The sequence below is a fragment of the Luxibacter massiliensis genome (genome assembly GCF_900604355.1).
GTDB lineage: Bacteria > Bacillota > Clostridia > Lachnospirales > Lachnospiraceae > Luxibacter > Luxibacter massiliensis.
This window is the reverse complement of sequence record NZ_UWOE01000001.1, coordinates 2,209,516-2,229,179: the sequence shown is the minus strand read 5'-3', so window position 1 is coordinate 2,229,179 and position 19,664 is coordinate 2,209,516. Positions and strand designations below refer to the sequence as shown.

Below are 19,664 nucleotides of genomic sequence, written 5' to 3'. Positions count from 1 at the left end.
TCCAACAAGGTATACCCCAAGGGCACCCCCTAACACATGTCCCGAAGGGACGGGTGGACTCCGTCCAACAAGGTATACCCCAAGGGCACCCCCTAACACATGTCCCGAAGGGACAGGTGGACTTCGTCCAACAAGGTATACCCCAAGGGCACCCCTTAATACATGTCCCGAAGGGACAGGTGGACTCCGTCCAACAAGGTATACCCCAAGGGCACCCCTTAATACATGTCCCGAAGGGACAGGTGGACTTCGTCCAACAAGGTATACTGGCAATAGCAAAGTTAAAGTAAACTCTCGAAAGCCTCATAAAACCCTGGATAGGATACATCTACACAATGGCTGTCCAGGATTTTTGTGTTGCCGTCAGCAATCAGTGCGGCAATGCTAAAAGCCATGGCAATCCTATGGTCAAGCAGAGTGTGTATGTAAGCGCCGTGGAGGGGCCTTCCCCCCTCGATAATCATCCCGTCGGGAGTAGGTGTGGCACAGCAGCCCATGGCTTTTAAATTGTCAGTGACGGTTTCTATCCTGTCTGTTTCCTTGACCTTTAGTTCTTTGGCGTCCCTGATAATAGTAGTTCCTTCCGCTGCTGCCGCCATAATGGCGATGATCGGTATTTCATCAATCAGTGTGGGAATAATATCCCCGTCAATGGTGATGCCGTGGAGGCTGCTCGTGCGCACCAGGATATCTGCGATTTTCTCGCCGCCCTGGGTACGTTCATTGAGGAGGGTTATGTCCCCGCCCATATCCTCACAGACCTTTAAAATCCCTGCCCGGGTAGGGTTGATGCCAGTATTTTTAACTAAGATTTCAGAATCGGGGACCAGAAGGCCGGCAGCAATAAAATAGGCTGCTGAGGAGATGTCCCCCGGCACTGTTATTTTCTGGCCGTACAGCTCCTTGCATGGCTGGATAGAAGCAGTGGCCCTGGTCGTGTCCAGCTCATGGGTGGAACAAATATCAGCGCCGAATTCTCTGAGCATTAGTTCAGTATGATTTCTGGAGAGCGACGGTTCTGTGACAGAAGTTCTGCCCTCCGCATAAAGTCCTGCAAGAAGAATACAGGACTTTACCTGGGCTGAGGCTACGGGGGACTCATAGTGAATACCGCTGAGAGTTCCTTTTGTAATATAGAGAGGCGCACAATTGTTGCGCAGGATGCTGGATATATTTGCGCCCATTTTGCTAAGGGGTTCCATAATCCTGCTCATAGGGCGGGAATTGAGGGATTCATCCCCAGACAATTTGGAGTCAAAGGATTGGCCTGCCAAAATCCCGGCCATCAGCCGGGTCGTGGTACCGCTGTTTCCCACATCTAAAATCTCCTCTGGCGCTGTCAGTCCATGCAGTCCTTTTCCATATACTGTGACTGTACCGGCACTGCAGGAAATTTCAATGCCCATCCTGCGAAAACACCCAATTGTAGCCAGACAGTCCGCCCCGTGCAGAAAATGCTGGATCTCGGTGGTTCCTTTGGCGATGGAACCAAACATGACACAGCGATGTGATATGGATTTGTCTCCGGGGACTGAAATTTCACCCCTCAATCCAGTAATATTGGTTAATTCCATATATATAAATCCTTTCTTTAGTTGTGGGATTGGATGTCAAAAGCACATTTGGCATCCTAATCGTTGTGGGGAAACCCATCAGCGAATTATATTTCATATACTGTATATCTATATTTCCTTAATAGTTCTGCGGCTTTCAGAGAGGAATCTTCGTCATAGAATTCAATGCGAAGCACCCCCTCTTCAAATTCCCGGTTGTGTACAATCCCAATATTTTTTATGCTGATCAGGTTGCTGGCAAGTATTGTCGCAATTGTTGCAATTCCCCCGGCCTCGTCGATAATATCGCAGTAAACGGCAAAGCTCTTTTTGATGGGGCCTGCGGAACTTCCGGGTATGGAATTGCGGTAATCCCTGGAAGCCTCGAACATGGAGTACAGCTTTTGCTCTTCCCCATTGTCGACAGCTTGTTTTGCCTGATTTAACACTTGGATATAGGCTCCTAGTATTTGAGATATATTTTTCTTGTTTTTCAGGCATATCTGCTGCCACATGACGGGGGAGGAGGAGGCGATTCTGGTAATATCCTTAAAACCTCCGGCAGCCAGGTTTTTCATAAGCTCGTCCTTGGTATCTGTGTCATGTACAAAATTTACCAGGCTTGATGCGATAATGTGCGGCAGGTGGCTGATAGTTCCGGTGATATAATCATGCTGCTGGTAGTCAAGTATGACGGGGATAGCCTTTAAGGATTCAACAAATTCCTTATATTCCTGTATTTTTTCAGGGGAGACTTTAGAGGCAGGAGTCAAAATGTAGTAAGCATTTTCAATTAGAATTGCTTTTGAATTTACAAAACCACTTTTTTCAGAACCAGCCATGGGATGCCCGCCGATAAAATTGGCTTCCAGGCCCAGGCGTGAAACCTCCTCGTGGATAGATGTCTTTACACTTCCCACATCTGTCAATATACAGTCAGGGCGGATATACTCCTTTATCTGGGAGAGATATGCCGTGTTATAGGAGACAGGGGCGCTGAGAAAAATAAAATTTAAGTCTCCAAAATGGTCGTCAATAGAAGAACAGGCCGTATGTATCGTGCCCTCCTGGACGGCCAGCGCCAGTGTTTCTCTGTTTTTGTCGAATGCAAGTAGTTCATAGTCCGGGTAATACTGCCGGATGGCCTTGGCGATGGAGCCGCCAATCAGTCCCAGGCCGATGAAGCCAATTTTTTTAGCCATAGTCAATCAAGTCCTCCCAAATAAAATGCGTATGTAAAATATAAAAATAGTTTACCACTGACCGGGATAAAAGTAAATTCGGGTCACAACGTATTTGTTAATAATTAATAAAAGAGTTGTAATGTCTCTCGTTTTTTAGTACAATATACACATAGTATGTGCCTGGGGAGAGATGGCTTTTACCATGCATATAACAACGACATACAAGGAGGCAGCACATGAAGGTTTACAGAACAGACGAGATTAGAAACGTAGTATTGCTTGGCCACGGCGGAAGTGGCAAGACGAGCCTTGCAGAGGCGATGCTGTATGTATCAGGGGCAGCAAACCGGATGGGTAAGGTTTCAGATTCCAATACGGTCAGCGATTTTGATAAAGAAGAGCAGAAGCGCGGATTCTCTATCAGCACCTCCCTGATTCCTATTGAGTGGGAGAAGGCCAAGATTAATATTCTGGATACGCCAGGCTATTTTGACTTCGTAGGCGAAGTGGAAGAGGCAGTGAGCGCGGCAGATGCTGCAGTGATTGTTGTCTCAGGAAAAGCAGGCGTACAGGTGGGGACTGAGAAGGCGTGGGAATTGTGTGATAAATACAATCTGCCCCGTATGGTGTATGTGACAGAGATGGACGTTGATGACGCCAGTTTCCGTCAGGTTGTGGAGGATCTGACAGAAAAATACGGCAAGAAGATTGCCCCCCATTTCCAGCCCATACGTGAGAACGAAAAGCTGGTAGGATATATTAATGTAATTAAGAACGCGGGGAGGCGGTACACAGATATAGGGAAGAGGGAAGAGTGCGAGATCCCAGATTACTGTAAGCCGAACCTGGAAATCTTGAGAGACTCACTTATGGAGGCTGTTGCTGAGACAAGCGACGAGTTTATGGAGAGATATTTTGCAGGGGAAGAATTCTCCGTGGAGGAGATCCGTGCAGCTATGCGTACCGAGGTTATGGACGGTGATATTGTCCCTGTGGCCATGGGATCTAATATCCAGGCCCAGGGCGTGGCGAACCTGCTGTCTGATATTGTAAGGTTTTTCCCCAGTCCTGACAGGAGGGGCTGCGCAGGCATTAACCGTACAACAAACGATATTTTTGAGGCCAATTATGATTTCTCCAAAGCAAAGACAGCCTATGTATTTAAGACAATGGTAGATCCCTTTATCGGGAAATACTCCTTTGTCAAGGTGTGCTCAGGGGTTCTTAAAGGGGAGGATATTCTCTATAATGCAGACACAGACTCTGAGGAGAAGCCGGGCAAGATATATACCATGTGCGGCAATAAGCCGACAGAGGTTTCCGAATTGTTTGCCGGTGATATTGGGGCCATAGCGAAGCTGTCGGGGACGCGGACGGGGGATACACTGTCCACCAAGGGAACCCAGGTATCTTTTGCCAGGACAGATTATTCTGTACCATATACATATATGAAGTATCAGGTGAAGAATAAAGGGGATGAGGACAAAGTATCCCAGGCCCTTGCCAAGATGATGGCTGAGGATGTGACCTTAAAGGCTGTAAACGACAGCGAGAACCGCCAGTCACTGCTGTACGGCATGGGGGACCAGCATCTGGAAATTACAGTGAGCAAACTGGCAGCCAGGTATAAGGTAGAAGTGGCCCTTGAGATGCCTAAAGTTGCTTTCAGAGAGACAATACGGAAGAAATCAGATGTGGATACAAAGTATAAGAAGCAGTCAGGCGGCCACGGGCAGTATGGCCATGTAAAAATGAAATTTGAACCATCCGGGGATCTGGAGACACCTTTTGTATTTGAGGAGGTTGTAGTGGGAGGAGCTGTCCCCAAGAATTATTTCCCGGCTGTGGAGAAAGGATTGCAGGATTCTGTGGTCAAGGGCCCTCTCGCAGGATATCCGGTTGTAGGCGTGAAAGCCATTCTTTATGATGGATCCTATCACCCGGTTGATTCTTCGGAGATGGCATTTAAGACAGCTACTGTCCAGGCATTTAAGAAAGGCTTCATGGAAGCCGGGCCTGTGCTTTTAGAGCCAATTGCTTCCTTGAAAGTGACAGTTCCCGATGAATATACTGGGGATGTCATGGGAGATTTGAATAAGAGGAGGGGACGTGTGCTTGGCATGAACCCGATACAAGGAGGCAAGCAGGTGATAGAGGCTGACATTCCCATGACGGGGTTGTTTGGCTACTGTACTGTACTTCGGTCCATGACAGGAGGCAGAGGCACATATGCCTATGAATTTGCAAGATATGAGCAGGCCCCGGCTGATGTACAGGAGAAGGAGATTGCCGCCAGGGCTGCAGAAGAATAAAGTGTGAGTGTGGTTTTTGGGCCGGGAGACAGATTCCCGGCCCTGTTTCATTATGGGCCAAGGAGCCCTTTAGCTAAAGAAATAAGGAAAACGATTGTATATTAGTGTTGAAAGTGCTATAATTGCTCTGCTGCCGGGAGGCAGGATGCTGATGCAGGATGTATCCCGGCAGGCCGTTTAGCAGCCTGGCTATAGCTGGGATTATTGGAGAGTATCTGTTAAATGGACAGAATATTAGGTTGAGGGCAGGCAGATGAAAATAGTTATTATTGGAGATGGGAAGGTTGGCTATAAGCTGGCTAAGCAGCTTTCGGCAGAAAATTACGACATTGTAATGATCGACAGCAATGAGAGTAAGCTGCGGGAGGCCATTGACAGGCTGGATATTTTTTGTGTGACTGGTGACGGAGGGAGTGTGGAAGTCCAGAAGGAAGCGGATGTTCCCCACGCAGACTTAGTGATTGCATGTACTTCTACGGACGAATGCAATATGCTAAGCTGCCTGATTGCAAGAAGGCTGGGGGCCAAGCATACCATTGCCAGGGTAAGGAACCCGATTTATTACCAGCAGATCGATATTTTGAAGGAGGACCTTCACTTAAGCATGGCGGTAAATCCAGAGCTGGCTGTGGCAGGCGAGATTACCCGGCTTTTGTTGTTCCCCGATGCGAGTAAGATAGAAACATTTGTCAAAGGGAGAGTGGAGCTGATTGAATTTCCCCTGACGGAGCAGAGCAGGCTCAGCGGTATGTCCCTGGCCGATATGTATAATAGATTCCAGATTAAGCTCCTTGTATGTGCGGTAGAGCGGGGGGAGGATGTGATTATCCCTGATGGAGAATTTATTATGCAAATAGGAGACCGCCTCCATGTTGCAGCTTCCCACAGGGAGGTGGAGTTGTTTTTTAAGCTCATCGGCAAGAAAAAACAGAAAATCAAAAGAGTCATGATCTGCGGAGGCGGCAGGGTGAGTTTTTATCTTGCCATGCAGTTGTGCAATATAGGGATGCAGGTTAAAATTATAGAAAAGCTGGAGAGTAAATGTGAGAATCTTTGCGAACTTCTTCCAAAGGCTACAATTATTAATGGGGATGCCTCAGACCATGATCTGCTTATAGAGGAGGGGGCGGAAGAAGCGGACGCCTTGATTGCCCTGACAGGGATGGATGAAGAGAATATTATTATGGCTCTCTTTGCCAAAAGCCAGGGGGTTTCTAAAGTAATTGTGAAAGTGAACGAGGACCGGAGGGCCAGGATGATTGAAGATTTTGGCATTGACAGCATAGTTTCGGCAAAGACCGCTACAGCAGATGCTATTTTAAGCTATGTGAGGGCCCGCAAAAACTCCCAGGGAAGCGCCAATGTAGAGACCATGTACCAGCTCATAGATGGCAGGGTCGAGGCGTTGGAGTTTATCGTAAAATCCGAGACTAGTTACACAAATATTCCATTGAAGGACTTATCCCTTAAGGCCAATAATTTGATTGCATGTATTGCAAGAAAGCGCAAAATTATTATACCTAACGGTAATGACTGTATCCGGGTAGGTGATAATGTCATTATCATTACTATGGAGAAACAAATCCAGGATATTCAGGATATACTATTGTAGGTATGTACAAATGAATTATAGAATGACAGTTTTTATTATCGGGAAAATGCTGGGAGTAGAGAGTGCGCTTCTTTTGATTCCAGCGCTGGTTGCATTTATATATAAAGAAAAAAGCGGGGTTACTTTTTTGATAGTCAGCGCCGTCCTTTGTCTTATATTCCTTTTGTTCGGGAGGAAGGCGCCGGAAAACAAAAGGATTTACGGGAAGGAAGGCCTGGTAATCGTCGGTTCGGCCTGGATTTTGTGGTCCCTTTTTGGGGCAATGCCCTTTTTTATTTCAGGGACCATACCAGATTACCTGGATGCCTTTTTTGAGACTGTCTCAGGGTTTACGACAACTGGATCCACCATACTTGTAGATATTGAGGCCCTGCCCCGGGGAATGCAGTTCTGGAGGTGCCTGACGCACTGGATAGGAGGGATGGGGGTTCTCGTCTTTGTCATGATGCTGACATCGCTGGATGATGATAATTCTATGCATCTGATGCGTGCTGAGGTTCCCGGGCCTGAGGCTGACAAACTTGTCCCAAAAGCAAGGCGGACTGCCAGGATACTCTATTCTATGTACTTTGTGCTGACGGCAGTGGAGGTTGTATTTCTGCTTTTTGGCGGGATGGATTTTTATGATGCACTGATCCACTCATTTAGTACGGCGGGAACCGGCGGGTTTTCAAACAGGAATGCCAGCGTCAGCTTCTATGACAGTGCATACATAGATGGGGTAATTACCGTTTTTATGATTTTGTTTGGCATAAATTTTAATCTTTATTTTTTAATCCGAATGAAGAATTGGAAGGCTGCCCTTAAGAATGAGGAGATGCATGTCTATCTGGGGATTATCCTGGTTTCTGTCGCAGTCATAAGTATAAATGTGCTGGGGATGTATGAGAATATTGTCCATGCATTCCGCTATGCCTCCTTCCAGGTAGGGTCTGTTATCACGACCACAGGATTTTATACAGCAGACTATAATTTATGGCCTGAGCTGTCAAAGACAGTCCTGCTGTCTCTGATGGTGGTGGGCGCATGTGCCGGGTCTACCGGGGGCGGCATCAAAGTCTCCCGTCTTTTGATATTGTTAAAGAGTGTAAGGCAGGAGATTAAACATATGCTCCACCCCAAATCTGTGACTGTAGTAAAAATAAACGGGAAAAAAATAAACAGAGATACAGTGCATAATGTATATATTTACTTTATTTGCTACATTCTGATTTTAATGGGTTCTGTTTTGCTAGTCTCTATCGATAACTTTGACTTTGCAACTTCCTTCAGCGCCGTGCTGACAACATTGAATAATGTAGGGCCGGGTATTTCACTGGCAGGGCCGGTAGAAAATTTTTATGAGTTTTCGGCGTTGGCGAAGATTGTTTTTTGCCTGGATATGCTTGTGGGTAGGCTGGAGATTTTCCCGTACCTGCTTCTTCTGTCACCAGATTTATGGCGCAGAAAATTTTAGGCGGGATATATAGGGGCGGCTTTTATGATCTATATAAAAGTTTGGCAGGGGAGTGTAAATGGCAGGGGCAAGGTAGGGTTTAAGCAGCTGTCAACAGAACAAGAAAGGTGATGGAAAGAGAATGAAAAAAGGAAAAATCAGGCTGCTGGCTATTCTGGGGGTTATCCTTGCGGCAGCAGTCTACTATTATGCGGCACTGCCTGCAATCAATATACACTCTTCTGATTTCTGGGTGTTTCTGATTATCGTAATTGTACTTGTAGCCGCGGTATATGTACGGCGGAAGCGTTTAAACCGCTATGAGCTGAAGGAATCTAAAGGACTGAAAGCTATATTGGGCGTTTTGTTTTTGGTGGTTGCGGTGTACCTTGTAGGGACGCTTCTTTCATCCCCCATCGTAAATGCGAAAAAATACCAGCAGCTTTTGGACGTAAAGGATGGAGAATTTGCGAAAGACATTGAGGAGCTGTCTTTTGACCAGATTCCTCTCCTTGACAGGGATTCAGCAGCTATCCTAGGAAACAGGAAGATGGGCAGTATGGTGGATATGGTTTCCCAGTTTGAGGTGGATGAGCTGTACAGCCAAATTAACTACCAGGATCAGCCTGTGCGGGTTTCCCCTCTGAAGTATGCCAGTTTAATAAAGTGGCTGACTAACCAGAAGGAAGGCATCCCTGCCTATATCAAGATAGATATGGCGAATCAGAATACGGAGCTTGTGAAGCTGGATGAAGGCATGAAATATACTACAAGCGACCATTTTAACAGGAATATTTACCGGCATCTGCGGTTTAAATACCCTACGTATATTTTTAACGATTTAAGTTTTGAGATTGATGACAATGGCGTGCCTTATTGGATATGCCCTGTCAAAAAATTTAATATTGGCCTGTTTGGCGGTACAACTGTGGGCCGTGTCGTGTTATGTAATGCGGTTACAGGCGAGACTGTGGATTATAAGATAGAAGACGCCCCAGAATGGATTGACCGGGCATATTCGGCGGATCTTCTGGTTCAGCTATATGATTATTATGGAACTTTAAAGCATGGGTATTTTAATAGTGTCCTGGGGCAAAAAGACTGCCTGCGCACAACAAGCGGATACAATTACCTTGCTATTGATGACGATGTATGGGTATATACTGGCGTGACTTCAGTCAGCGGGGATCAGTCTAATGTAGGCTTTGTCCTTATGAATCAGAGGACCATGGAGACAAAATTTTATGGAGTAGAGGGAGCTACTGAAGAGTCGGCTATGTCCTCCGCCGAGGGGCAGGTACAGAATCTGAAATATAAAGCTACGTTCCCTCTTCTCCTGAATATATCAGGCGAGCCTACGTACTTCATAGCTCTGAAAGATGATGCCGGCCTGGTGAAGAAGTACGCAATGGTGAACGTCCAGAAATATCAGATTGTGGCCATCGGGGACACGGTGAGTGCGTGTGAGGAGGCTTACACCAACCTGATGTATGAAAACGGCATCAAGGAGGTGGAAAAGGATACCCGCGAGGTAGAGACAATTACGGCTAAGATAACTAAAATTGCACAAGGAGTTATTGACGGCAACTCCCATTATTATATTATGCTGGAAGGCTCTGATGATATATTTGATGTATCTGTCGTAGAGTTTATAGACATTATTAAATGTGAAGTGGGAGAAGAGGTGACAGTTGAATTCAAAAGAGGGGATGAGACAAATACTGTCCTGTCTTTAAACGGAAAGGGTTCAGATAAACCTGCTGCTGCCGTAGAAGGGACAGAGGAGCAGGCAGAAGAATAAGAGATGTGGATTTTATCCAGAGTGTATCTGAAAAGAAGGAATGAAAAATTAAAAACTGCTAAAAATAAGAGGGTGCATGGGGCAGCTAATGCCGTCCCATGCACCCTCTTATCTTTAGCAAAACAGCGGGGCAAACAGATAAATCCACACCCGTCCCGCCGGGATATCCAATCCATGACGCTGCCAAGCCGGAGCCTGGCACGCTGTACTGGCTGGCCGAAACCTAATTAAGAACGGTATAGTCCGGAGAATCTATATTCGGTATATCTTTCTTTTCAGCACTGACGCTGATGTAGAATTCAATATTATTTTCTTTGGAAATCTTATTCAGCTTTTCGAGGAAATCAGGGAGACTGTCCAGGGTAATATCAGCCTGCTTAAGTACTCCGTCAATAAAAATTGTTTCAATGTCATGGTTGCCGGCAACCATGCCATATATAAAACCAATAAACTCTTCGAGAGTTGTAATATCTTTGTAATCTGCCATACAGATTGCACGAATATTAAAATCTACGCTGTATGTATCGCGATGACTCTTTTTAACTAACACTACGTTTCCATTGGAAGTTTTCACCTTCTCGTTTGCAAGTTCAATCATTTGCTGTGTTTTTCCGCTGCCTTTTGGGCCTGTTACTAAATTTACCATGGCGAATCTCTCCTTTATGTATATTTTTTGAGGCTGCTCAATGCTCAAATACTTAAGTTCATTATACACTAAAGAGTTATCAGTAACAACTAAAAAAGCATATAAATTGCACAAAATTATAAATGAGAATAATTATCATTTGATAAGATTGAATATTAAATACGTGTATGATAAGATTGAATAAATTGAGAATCATAATCATTTAAGGAGGGTGTTATGCCTGCAGAAGTATTGTCTTACTTTTTCAAACATGAGGATATGGGATTGAAATTAAGATTTCAGATTGTGCTTCAATGTGCACATTTTCTGAAAGGCCTGAAAGTATCATGTGGGATCACTGTCAGCAGCGCTATGTATGACGGGTTAGCATCTGTTCTGAAAGGAACCGGCATCTCTTTCAAAAAACTGTCTGAAACAGACGGCAAATGCCTGGTTTTATTTTACCGCAGGGAGGTGCTTGCCCAGTATCTGAACAGGGTTGGGATCCGAAGCTTTATCAGTACATTCGGCTATTCGCAGATGAAACTGGAAGAAATGCTGGATCTCTTATCTGTACGTATACTTGCGCGTTCCGCGAAGAACCAGGAATTCCCTCATGAAATCGGCATTTTTCTGGGATATCCCATAGAGGATGTAAGAGGGTTTATTGAAAATGCAGGACATGGATATTTATTGCTGGGTTATTGGAAAGTATACAGTAATCCAGCCAGGGCGAGATTGATTTTCAATGAATTTGACCAGGCCAGGGTATGGGCGGTCAATGAGTTTCTAACAGGCAAGAGCATACAGGACATTGCTCGGAATCAGGAGGTATCAGAATGGATATATCAGTAGTATATTGGAGTGGAACAGGAAATACGGAGGCAATGGCGCAGGAGGTTGCTAAAGGGATTGAAGAGGGCGGGGGCAAGGCAAGGCTTTTGGAAGCCAGTGCGGCGGATGCAGCCAGCCTGGCACAGGAAAATGTTTTTGCCCTTGGATGCCCGTCTATGGGGGCTGAACAATTGGAGGAGACAGAGATGGAGCCTCTCGTAGAAGCGCTGCTCCCACTTGCTGCAGGAAAACATGTTTTACTTTTTGGATCCTATGGATGGGGCGATGGAGAGTGGATGCGGGACTGGGCGCAGCGGATGAAGGAGGCTGGTGCAGTATTGACCCGTGAGGAGGGAATTATTGCCAATGAGGCCCCGGACGATGATGCCTGCAAAGAATGCAGGGCAGCAGGAAAGGAGCTGGCAGAGCTTACATAAATTTTGTTGACAAATATGAGCATTCAAGCATAAGATAGATTCATGGACATAACTGCCCGGGCGCAGCAGACTGTAACCGGAGCAGGTTGTTTAGTAAGTATAAATCATACATATACAGGGATGCACCGGACATATAACGGGGCACCCCTGTAAAGTATATGGGGGAAAGAACATGAATCAAAATATGCTGATTGGGATATTCATCCCGTTTGCAGGAACAACCCTTGGATCGGGCATGGTGTTCTTCATGCGGGGGAAAATGAATGAAAAACTGCAGAAAGCTCTTTTGGGGTTTGCATCAGGCGTCATGATGGCTGCTTCTGTATGGTCGCTTTTAATCCCAGCCATTGAGATGGCTGAGGAGAACGGACATGCGGCATGGCTGCCTGCAGCGGCTGGTTTTTTGCTTGGCATGGGGTTTTTACTTCTGTTAGATACAGTGACGCCACATATGCACCTGAATGGGCAGGAACCGGAAGGGGTAAAATCCAATCTAAAAAAGACTACCATGCTTGTGCTGGCGGTTACACTGCATAATATACCGGAGGGTATGGCGGTGGGTGTAACTTTCGCCGGATTGGCAGCAGGGAATACCATGATATCACTGGCAGGCGCTTTTGCATTGTCCATTGGCATTGCCATCCAGAATTTTCCGGAGGGGGCAATTATTTCTATGCCTCTTAGGGGCGAGGGGGTATCTAAAGGGAGATCCTTTTTATATGGGACACTATCTGGCGTGGTGGAGCCTGTGGCGGCGGTCCTGACTATCCTTTTAACCACATTTGTAGTGCCTATCCTTCCCTATTTACTTGCTTTTGCGGCAGGCGCCATGATTTATGTGGTGGTGGAGGAGCTGATACCAGAGGCCCAGGCAGAACCCCACACGAATATAAGCACAGTGGGGGTAGCTATAGGTTTTACGCTGATGATGATATTGGATGTGGCCCTGGGATAGGAGTATACAAACTATACCTGGGAGTGTGGATGAAGGGGTACCCTGGGACAGATAAATTATATACGGTTTTATCTGCAGTGCGGGTATAGACAGGGATTCTCCCCGGGGTTTGGACTGGGGAGAATCCTTTTCCTATGCAGCGGCCTGGCTTGCGGGGGGGGATTAAAAGGTTCTCCCGGCTTGTCCGTGTAATCAAATATTTTACAGAAAAAATAAGATTGAATATAACTATATCTTGTGTTAATATTGATGGCAGCATCAATAAATGGTATTGGAGAGAGGTTATGCAGATTAGTAAAAGAAACGGGACACAGGAGGGTTACTGTCCCGGCAAAATAAAAAGGGCAGTGAGCCTGGCCTTTACAAGCGTGGGAAATGAATTGGACGAGGAAGAGGCAGGGCGGCTTCTGATCCGGGTAGAAAGGAAAATTCAGGAACAGATACCGGACAGGCAGCAGATATCTGTGGAGGAGATTCAGGATCTGGTGGAGCAGACCCTGATGGAGGAGAATTATTATAAAGAGCTGAAGAGCTTTATCTTGTACCGGGAAGACAGGGCAAGGCGCCGCAGGGAACGGCAGAAGCTGGCGGAAAAATTCTCTCATATGCCTTCCCTGGAAAAGGTACTGCATGAGGTGCAGAAGGAGTTTGAGGAGGAAGAGTACAGCCTGGAACATCTATATAAAAAATTCAGGGCATTTGAGAAGACGGACTTAAGTGAGAGTGAAAAGCTGGCCATGCTGATAAAGGCGGCAGTGGAGCTGACAACCCAGGAGGCTCCCAGATGGGAGATGATCGCGGCCAGGCTTTTGATGGTACAATTTGAAAGGCGGCTTAAAAGGAATATGGAACAAAGAAATCTGGCTGGCTTTGGCGATAAGCTGGAATATTTGTCCCAGGAAGGCCTGTATGGGACTTATATTTTGAAGTACTATACAAAGGAAGAGGCGGATTTGTTTGCAGGCTGGCTGCAGCCTGAGAGAGACAAATTATTCACATATTCAGGGCTTTCTCTCCTGATAGAACGTTATATCATCAGGACCCGCCAGGGGGACGTTATGGAGTCTCCCCAGGAAATGTTTCTTGGGATTGCCATGCATCTTGCCATGAAGGAGACGGCCAACCGCAGCCAGTGGGTGAGGCGGTTTTATGATATGCTGAGCCTAAAGAAAGTGACTATGGCCACGCCAACTCTCTCAAATGCAAGGAAACCCTATCACCAGCTTTCCTCCTGCTTTATCGATACCGTGCCTGACAGCCTGGACGGCATTTACAGAAGCATCGATAACTTTGCTAAGGTCAGCAAATTTGGCGGGGGCATGGGGATGTATTTTGGAAAAGTAAGGGCCAGCGGCAGCGCCATCCGAGGCTTTGAAGGGGCGGCAGGAGGCGTGATCCGCTGGATACGGCTGGCCAATGATACGGCTGTGGCAGTAGACCAGCTTGGGATGCGGCAGGGCGCTGTGGCGGTCTATCTGGATGTGTGGCACCGGGATCTGCCGGAATTTCTAAATCTGCGGACCAATAACGGGGACGACAGGATGAAAGCACATGATGTATTCCCGGCAATCTGTTATCCTGATTATTTTTGGAAGCAGGCTAAGGAAAATATCGATGGTGACTGGTATATGATGTGCCCCCATGAGATATTGACAGTCAAAGGATATGCGCTGGAGGACTGTTTTGGGGAGGAATGGGAGCAGAAATATAAGGACTGTGTCCAGGATAACAGGATTTTAAAAAGAGTCATACCGATTAAAGATATTATTCGCTTAATTATTAAAAGCGCAGTTGAGACAGGGACCCCCTTTACCTTTAACAGGGATGCAGTAAACCGTGCTAACCCTAACAGCCACAGAGGCATGATCTACTGCAGTAATTTATGTACAGAAATTGCCCAAAATATGAGTGAAATTGAACAGGTACAGCAGCAGGTACAAGAAATCGACGGAGAGACAGTGGTTGTGACTGTGACAAAGCCTGGAGAATTTGTGGTGTGTAATTTAGCCAGCCTTTCCCTAGGAAACATGAACCTGGAGGATGAAGGGGAGCTGCAGGAAATTACAGAAAGTGCGGTGCGTGCCCTTGACAATGTGATTGACCTTAATTTCTTCCCAGTGCCATACGCGCAAATCAACAACCAAAAATACCGCCCTATCGGACTGGGGGTGAGTGGCTACCACCACATGCTGGCAAAACATAAAATCAAATGGGAGAGTGAAGAACACCTTGCTTTTGCAGAAAAGGTGTTTGGGGATATACACTATGCGGCTATAAAAGCCAGTGTAAGGACGGCAAAAGAGAAAGGAAGCTATTCTTACTTTGAGGGCAGCGAGTGGCAGAGCGGCATTTACTTTGACAAGCGGGGACTGACAGGGGGAAGATGGGACAGCCTTAGGGGCCAGATCGCAAAATACGGACTGAGGAACGGATATTTGCTGGCTGTGGCGCCAACCAGCAGCACCAGCATCATAGCTGGAACTACAGCGGGTTTGGATCCTGTCATGAACCGGTATTTTCTGGAGGAAAAGAAAAATGGCCTGATGCCAAGAGTGGCGCCGGAGCTTTCCCAGGAAACCTTCTGGTACTATAAAAATGCCCATTATATTGACCAGGCCTGGTCTGTGCGGGCATGTGGAGTACGGCAGAGGCATATTGACCAGGCCCAGAGTATGAATTTATATATTACAAATGAATATACCTTCAGGAAAGTGCTGGATTTATATCTTCTCGCCTGGGAGGAGGGGGTCAAAACCATATATTATATCCGCTCAAAGAGCCTGGAAGTAGAAGACTGTGAGGTATGTTCGTCTTAAAAAGGGCAGGGCATTTGGAGAAGTATTTGCCATGGCAGGAGGGAGATTGCCCTGCGCCCAGAGGTATTCTGACACCCATGCCTCTGGGTTTGTTTCGCATAGTATTGGGAGGAGGACAAAGCATGGGAGATTTGGTAAAAAAGCCGCTGTTTAATCCCGACGGGGACACAGAGGTGCTCAAACGCAGGATGATAGGGGGAAATACCACCAATCTGAACGATTTTAACAATATGAAATATGACTGGGTAAGTGATTGGTACCGCCAGGCGATGAATAATTTTTGGATTCCAGAAGAGATAAACCTGGGGACAGATATCAAGGACTATCGGAAACTTCCAAAGGCTGAGAGAAGGGCCTATGATAAGATATTGTCATTTCTGATTTTCCTAGACAGCATACAGACGGCCAACCTGCCGAATATCGGAGAATATATCACGGCAAATGAAGTGAATTTATGCCTTTCTATCCAGGCGTTCCAGGAGGCAGTGCACAGCCAGAGCTACAGTTATATGCTGGATACAATCTGCGAACCCCAGGAGAGGAACGACGTCTTGTATCAGTGGAAGGAGGACAGGCACCTTCTGGCCAGAAATGAGTTTATCGGAAGCCTGTATAATGAATTCCAGCGAAAGAAGGACCCAGAAGTACTCGTACAGACACTGATAGCAAACTATATTTTGGAGGGGATTTACTTTTACAGTGGTTTTATGTTTTTCTACAATTTGGGAAGGAATAACCGTATGCCTGGATCTGTCCAGGAGATCCGCTACATTAACCGGGATGAGAATACCCACCTGTGGCTGTTCCGCAGTATACTGCTGGAGTTAAAGAAAGAGAATCCTGAATTGTTTACAGAGCGGCAGGTGGATATGTACCGTGCTATGCTCAAGGAGGGGTGCGAGCAGGAAATAAGCTGGGGGCATTATGCCATAGGCGATGAAGTACAGGGACTTAACAAAGATATGGTCACAGATTATATACAGTATCTGGGGAACCTGCGGTGTATGAACCTGGGGTTTGAGCCTATTTATGAGGGCCATGATAGAGAGCCGGAGAGTATGTCCTGGGTCAGCCAGTTCTCAAATGCCAACATGATAAAGACGGACTTTTTTGAGGCCAGAAGTACGGCCTATGCAAAAAGCAGCGCTTTGGTGGATGATTTATAGAAACTACTTGACTTATTTTAACATTCTTCTTATAATAATTAGGAATATTGCAGAAACGAAGATGGGGAATAGTAAGAGGCTATCGCTGGCAGAGAGCTGCCGGATGGTGCAAGGCAGCAGCGTAAACTCCCAACTCGCCCCGGAGTTCTTCTGTTGAAAGAGCAGTAGGCAGAAGCGGGACTTCCCGTTACAGAAGCGATGAGTGCATCCGGCCATCCGGATGAATAAGAGTGGTACCACGGAAAATAAAGCCTTTTCGTCTCTTGGTGAGATGAGAAGGCTTTTAATAGTGAAAATAGGAGGACTGATTATGTCTAAGATCGTGTATAACCATAAGGCCATTGAAAAGAAATGGCGGGAAAGATGGGCCAAAGACCCGGTGAACCCTAAGCTTGATGGCCAGGGCAATAAAAAACAGAAGTATTACTGCCTGGACATGTTCCCATATCCTTCGGGAAACGGCCTGCATGTGGGGCATTGGAGAGGGTATGTGATTTCTGATGTGTGGAGCCGGTATAAGCTGTTAAACGGATATTATATTGTGCACCCTATGGGGTGGGATGCTTTTGGGCTTCCGGCTGAAAATTACGCTATCAAGATGGGCGTGCATCCGGCTATCTCCACGGCAGAGAACGTGGCAAATATTAAACGCCAGATTCACGAGATTGCCGCCCTGTATGACTGGGATATGGAAGTTAATACGACTGACCCGGATTTTTATAAATGGACACAGTGGATTTTTGTTAAGATGTTCAAAGAGGGACTGGCCTATGAGAAGGAGTTCCCCATTAACTGGTGCCCTTCCTGCAAGACTGGACTGGCCAATGAGGAAGTGGTAAATGGAAAGTGCGAGCGCTGTGGTACCGAGGTTACAAAGAAGAACTTGCGCCAGTGGATGCTCCGCATTACAAAGTATGCGGACCGCCTGCTGAATGACCTGGATAAGCTGGACTGGCCGGAGAAGGTGAAAAAGATGCAGTCTGACTGGATCGGTAAATCTTACGGCGCAGAAGTAGATTTCCCTGTGGACGGCAGAGAAGAGAAAATCACTGTCTATACGACAAGGCCGGATACTCTGTTCGGGGCAACATTTATGGTATTGGCTCCTGAGCATGGACTGGCGGCTAGCCTGGCCACGGAGGAGACAAAGGAAGCCGTAGAAAAATATATTTATGACGCTTCCATGAAATCTAACGTAGACCGTATGCAGGACAAAGAGAAAACAGGCGTCTTTACAGGCAGCTATGCAATTAACCCGTTAAATGGGGCAAAGACGCCAATCTGGCTTTCAGATTATGTATTGGCGGATTACGGCACAGGGGCCATTATGTGTGTGCCCGCCCATGATGACAGGGATTTTGAGTTTGCAAAGAAATTTGATATCCCTATTATTCAGGTTATCGCCAAGGATGGAAAAGAGATTGAACATATGGAGGAGGCCTATACAGAGGCGGCCGGCACTATGATTAACTCTGGGGAATGGAATGGGATGGAGTCGGCAGTGCTTAAAAAAGAGGCTCCCCATATTATAGAGAAGAAAGGCATCGGACATGCCACAGTCAACTATAAGCTGCGTGATTGGGTATTCTCCCGCCAGCGCTACTGGGGCGAGCCTATTCCGATTGTGCACTGCCCGGACTGCGGCGCTGTTCCGGTGCCGGAGGAAGAACTTCCTTTACGCCTGCCCGAGGTGGATTCTTATGAACCTACAGGAACAGGGGAGTCGCCGCTGGCTGGCATTGAGGAATGGGTGAACTGTAAGTGCCCTGTCTGTGGGAAGCCATCCAAACGTGAGACAAATACAATGCCTCAGTGGGCAGGGTCATCCTGGTATTTTCTGCGCTATGTAGATAACCATAATACTGCAGAGCTTGTGTCCAGAGAAAAAGCAGATGAGATGCTCCCTGTGGATATGTATATCGGCGGGGTGGAACATGCAGTCCTGCATCTTCTGTACTCACGTTTTTATACAAAGTTCCTCTATGATATTGGGGTGGTAGACTTTGATGAGCCTTTCCACAAGCTGTTCAATCAGGGAATGATTACCGGGAAGAATGGCATTAAAATGAGTAAGTCAAAGGGGAATGTGGTCTCTCCTGATGAACTGGTCAGGGATTATGGCTGTGATTCTCTGAGAATGTATGAATTATTTGTAGGTCCCCCGGAGCTGGATGCAGAGTGGGACGACCGGGGAATTGACGGCGTGAACCGTTTCCTGAAACGTCTCTGGAACCTTCTTATGGACAGCAGGGAGAAGGAGATTCAGGCCACAAAAGAGATGATTAAGCTGCGCCACAGGCTGGTGGCAGATATCACCTCCCGCTTGGAGAGCTTTAGCCTGAACACTGTTATTTCTGGTTTTATGGAATACAATAATAAATTTATCGAGACCGCCAAAAAGGAGGGCGGGATAGATAAAGAAACACTGGAGACAATTGCCGTGCTCCTGGCTCCCTTTGCTCCTCATTTTGCAGAAGAAATGTGGGAGCAGCTGGGCCATAATGAAACTGTGTTTAAGGCGCAGTGGCCCACATATGACGAGGCCCAGATGAAGGACGATGAGATTGAGGTAGCTGTACAGATTAATGGTAAGACCAGGGCAGTTGTCACTATTTCTGCAGATGCAAATAAAGAAGAAGCGATTGCTGCGGGGCGTGCAGCAGTACAGAGCAAGCTTACAGGGACAGTTGTCAAAGAGATTTATGTTCCGGGGCGGATCATAAATATTGTGCAAAAATAGGCAGTGCAAATGAGGAAAGCTGTGGAAACTTATGCTTGCAGAAAAGTTTCCACAGCTTGCGTTATTTATAGGGCGTATGCCCGTCAAGCGAAAGAGCTTGCTCTTGAGGTTGGCAGCACTGCCGCAGAGAGTGGGAGAAATTCTCACAACAGAACAAAGTGTTTGGAAATATTGAAAAGTTTGCTGAATATCAG

The 19,664-nt window shown here is 46.5% G+C and carries 13 protein-coding genes and 1 other annotated feature; of the genes, 10 read left to right on the top strand and 3 right to left on the bottom strand.

Annotation, left to right across the window (positions count from 1 at the left end; all coding sequences use genetic code 11):
- Positions 1-281: 281 nt before the first annotated feature.
- Positions 282-1,574 carry a 3-phosphoshikimate 1-carboxyvinyltransferase gene (gene aroA, locus EFA47_RS10320; RefSeq protein ID WP_122643195.1) on the bottom strand — a complete coding sequence of 431 codons (1,293 nt, stop codon included), beginning with the start codon at positions 1,572-1,574 and terminating at the stop codon, positions 282-284.
- An 86-nt stretch (positions 1,575-1,660) separates the two neighbouring features.
- On the bottom strand, positions 1,661-2,755 hold the full coding sequence (locus EFA47_RS10315) for a prephenate dehydrogenase (RefSeq protein ID WP_122643194.1): 1,095 nt from the start codon (positions 2,753-2,755) through the stop codon (positions 1,661-1,663).
- 218 nt (positions 2,756-2,973) lie between these two features.
- On the opposite strand from EFA47_RS10315, the gene EFA47_RS10310 reads away from it, so the two are divergent.
- The 4 genes from EFA47_RS10310 to EFA47_RS10295 all read left to right on the top strand — a co-directional run bounded on the left by EFA47_RS10310 (position 2,974) and on the right by EFA47_RS10295 (position 9,897).
- On the top strand, positions 2,974-5,049 hold the full coding sequence (locus tag EFA47_RS10310) for an elongation factor G (RefSeq protein WP_122643193.1): 2,076 nt from the start codon (positions 2,974-2,976) through the stop codon (positions 5,047-5,049).
- Positions 5,050-5,302: 253 nt separating this feature from the next.
- On the top strand, positions 5,303-6,661 hold the full coding sequence (trkA, locus tag EFA47_RS10305) for a Trk system potassium transporter TrkA (RefSeq protein ID WP_122643192.1): 1,359 nt from the start codon (positions 5,303-5,305) through the stop codon (positions 6,659-6,661).
- 10 nt (positions 6,662-6,671) lie between these two features.
- The gene (locus tag EFA47_RS10300; protein WP_122643191.1) at positions 6,672-8,117 is read left to right on the top strand and encodes a TrkH family potassium uptake protein; all 1,446 of its coding nucleotides are present in this window, start codon (positions 6,672-6,674) and stop codon (positions 8,115-8,117) included.
- Between the two features lie 121 nt (positions 8,118-8,238).
- Positions 8,239-9,897, top strand: a complete 1,659-nt coding sequence (locus EFA47_RS10295) for a CvpA family protein (RefSeq protein WP_122643190.1) — start codon at positions 8,239-8,241, stop codon at positions 9,895-9,897.
- A 223-nt stretch (positions 9,898-10,120) separates the two neighbouring features.
- Here the strand turns inward: EFA47_RS10295 and EFA47_RS10285 are convergent, their stop codons facing one another.
- Complete coding sequence (locus EFA47_RS10285) at positions 10,121-10,543, bottom strand: hypothetical protein (protein WP_122643188.1); 423 nt, start codon at positions 10,541-10,543, stop codon at positions 10,121-10,123.
- A 216-nt stretch (positions 10,544-10,759) separates the two neighbouring features.
- On the opposite strand from EFA47_RS10285, the gene EFA47_RS10280 reads away from it, so the two are divergent.
- The 6 genes from EFA47_RS10280 (at position 10,760) to leuS (ending at position 19,470) form a co-directional block, all read left to right on the top strand.
- Positions 10,760-11,377 (top strand): DUF3793 family protein, encoded by a 618-nt coding sequence (locus EFA47_RS10280; RefSeq protein WP_122643187.1) that lies wholly within the window; start codon positions 10,760-10,762, stop codon positions 11,375-11,377.
- Entirely contained in the window at positions 11,362-11,793 is a 432-nt protein-coding gene (locus EFA47_RS10275; RefSeq protein ID WP_122643186.1) for a flavodoxin, read from the top strand. Before EFA47_RS10280 ends, EFA47_RS10275 begins: the two co-directional genes overlap by 16 nt.
- 172 nt (positions 11,794-11,965) lie before the next feature.
- Positions 11,966-12,748, top strand: coding sequence for a ZIP family metal transporter (locus tag EFA47_RS10270; protein ID WP_122643185.1), 783 nt, complete (start codon positions 11,966-11,968; stop codon positions 12,746-12,748).
- Between the two features lie 284 nt (positions 12,749-13,032).
- The gene (locus EFA47_RS10265) at positions 13,033-15,564 is read left to right on the top strand and encodes a ribonucleoside-diphosphate reductase subunit alpha (protein WP_122644501.1); all 2,532 of its coding nucleotides are present in this window, start codon (positions 13,033-13,035) and stop codon (positions 15,562-15,564) included.
- Between the two features lie 122 nt (positions 15,565-15,686).
- Complete coding sequence (locus EFA47_RS10260) at positions 15,687-16,730, top strand: ribonucleotide-diphosphate reductase subunit beta (RefSeq protein WP_122644500.1); 1,044 nt, start codon at positions 15,687-15,689, stop codon at positions 16,728-16,730.
- 49 nt (positions 16,731-16,779) lie between these two features.
- Positions 16,780-16,997: a binding site (T-box leader), on the top strand.
- 43 nt (positions 16,998-17,040) lie between these two features.
- Positions 17,041-19,470 carry a leucine--tRNA ligase gene (gene leuS, locus EFA47_RS10255; protein WP_306438873.1) on the top strand — a complete coding sequence of 810 codons (2,430 nt, stop codon included), beginning with the start codon at positions 17,041-17,043 and terminating at the stop codon, positions 19,468-19,470.
- Positions 19,471-19,664: the final 194 nt, after the last annotated feature.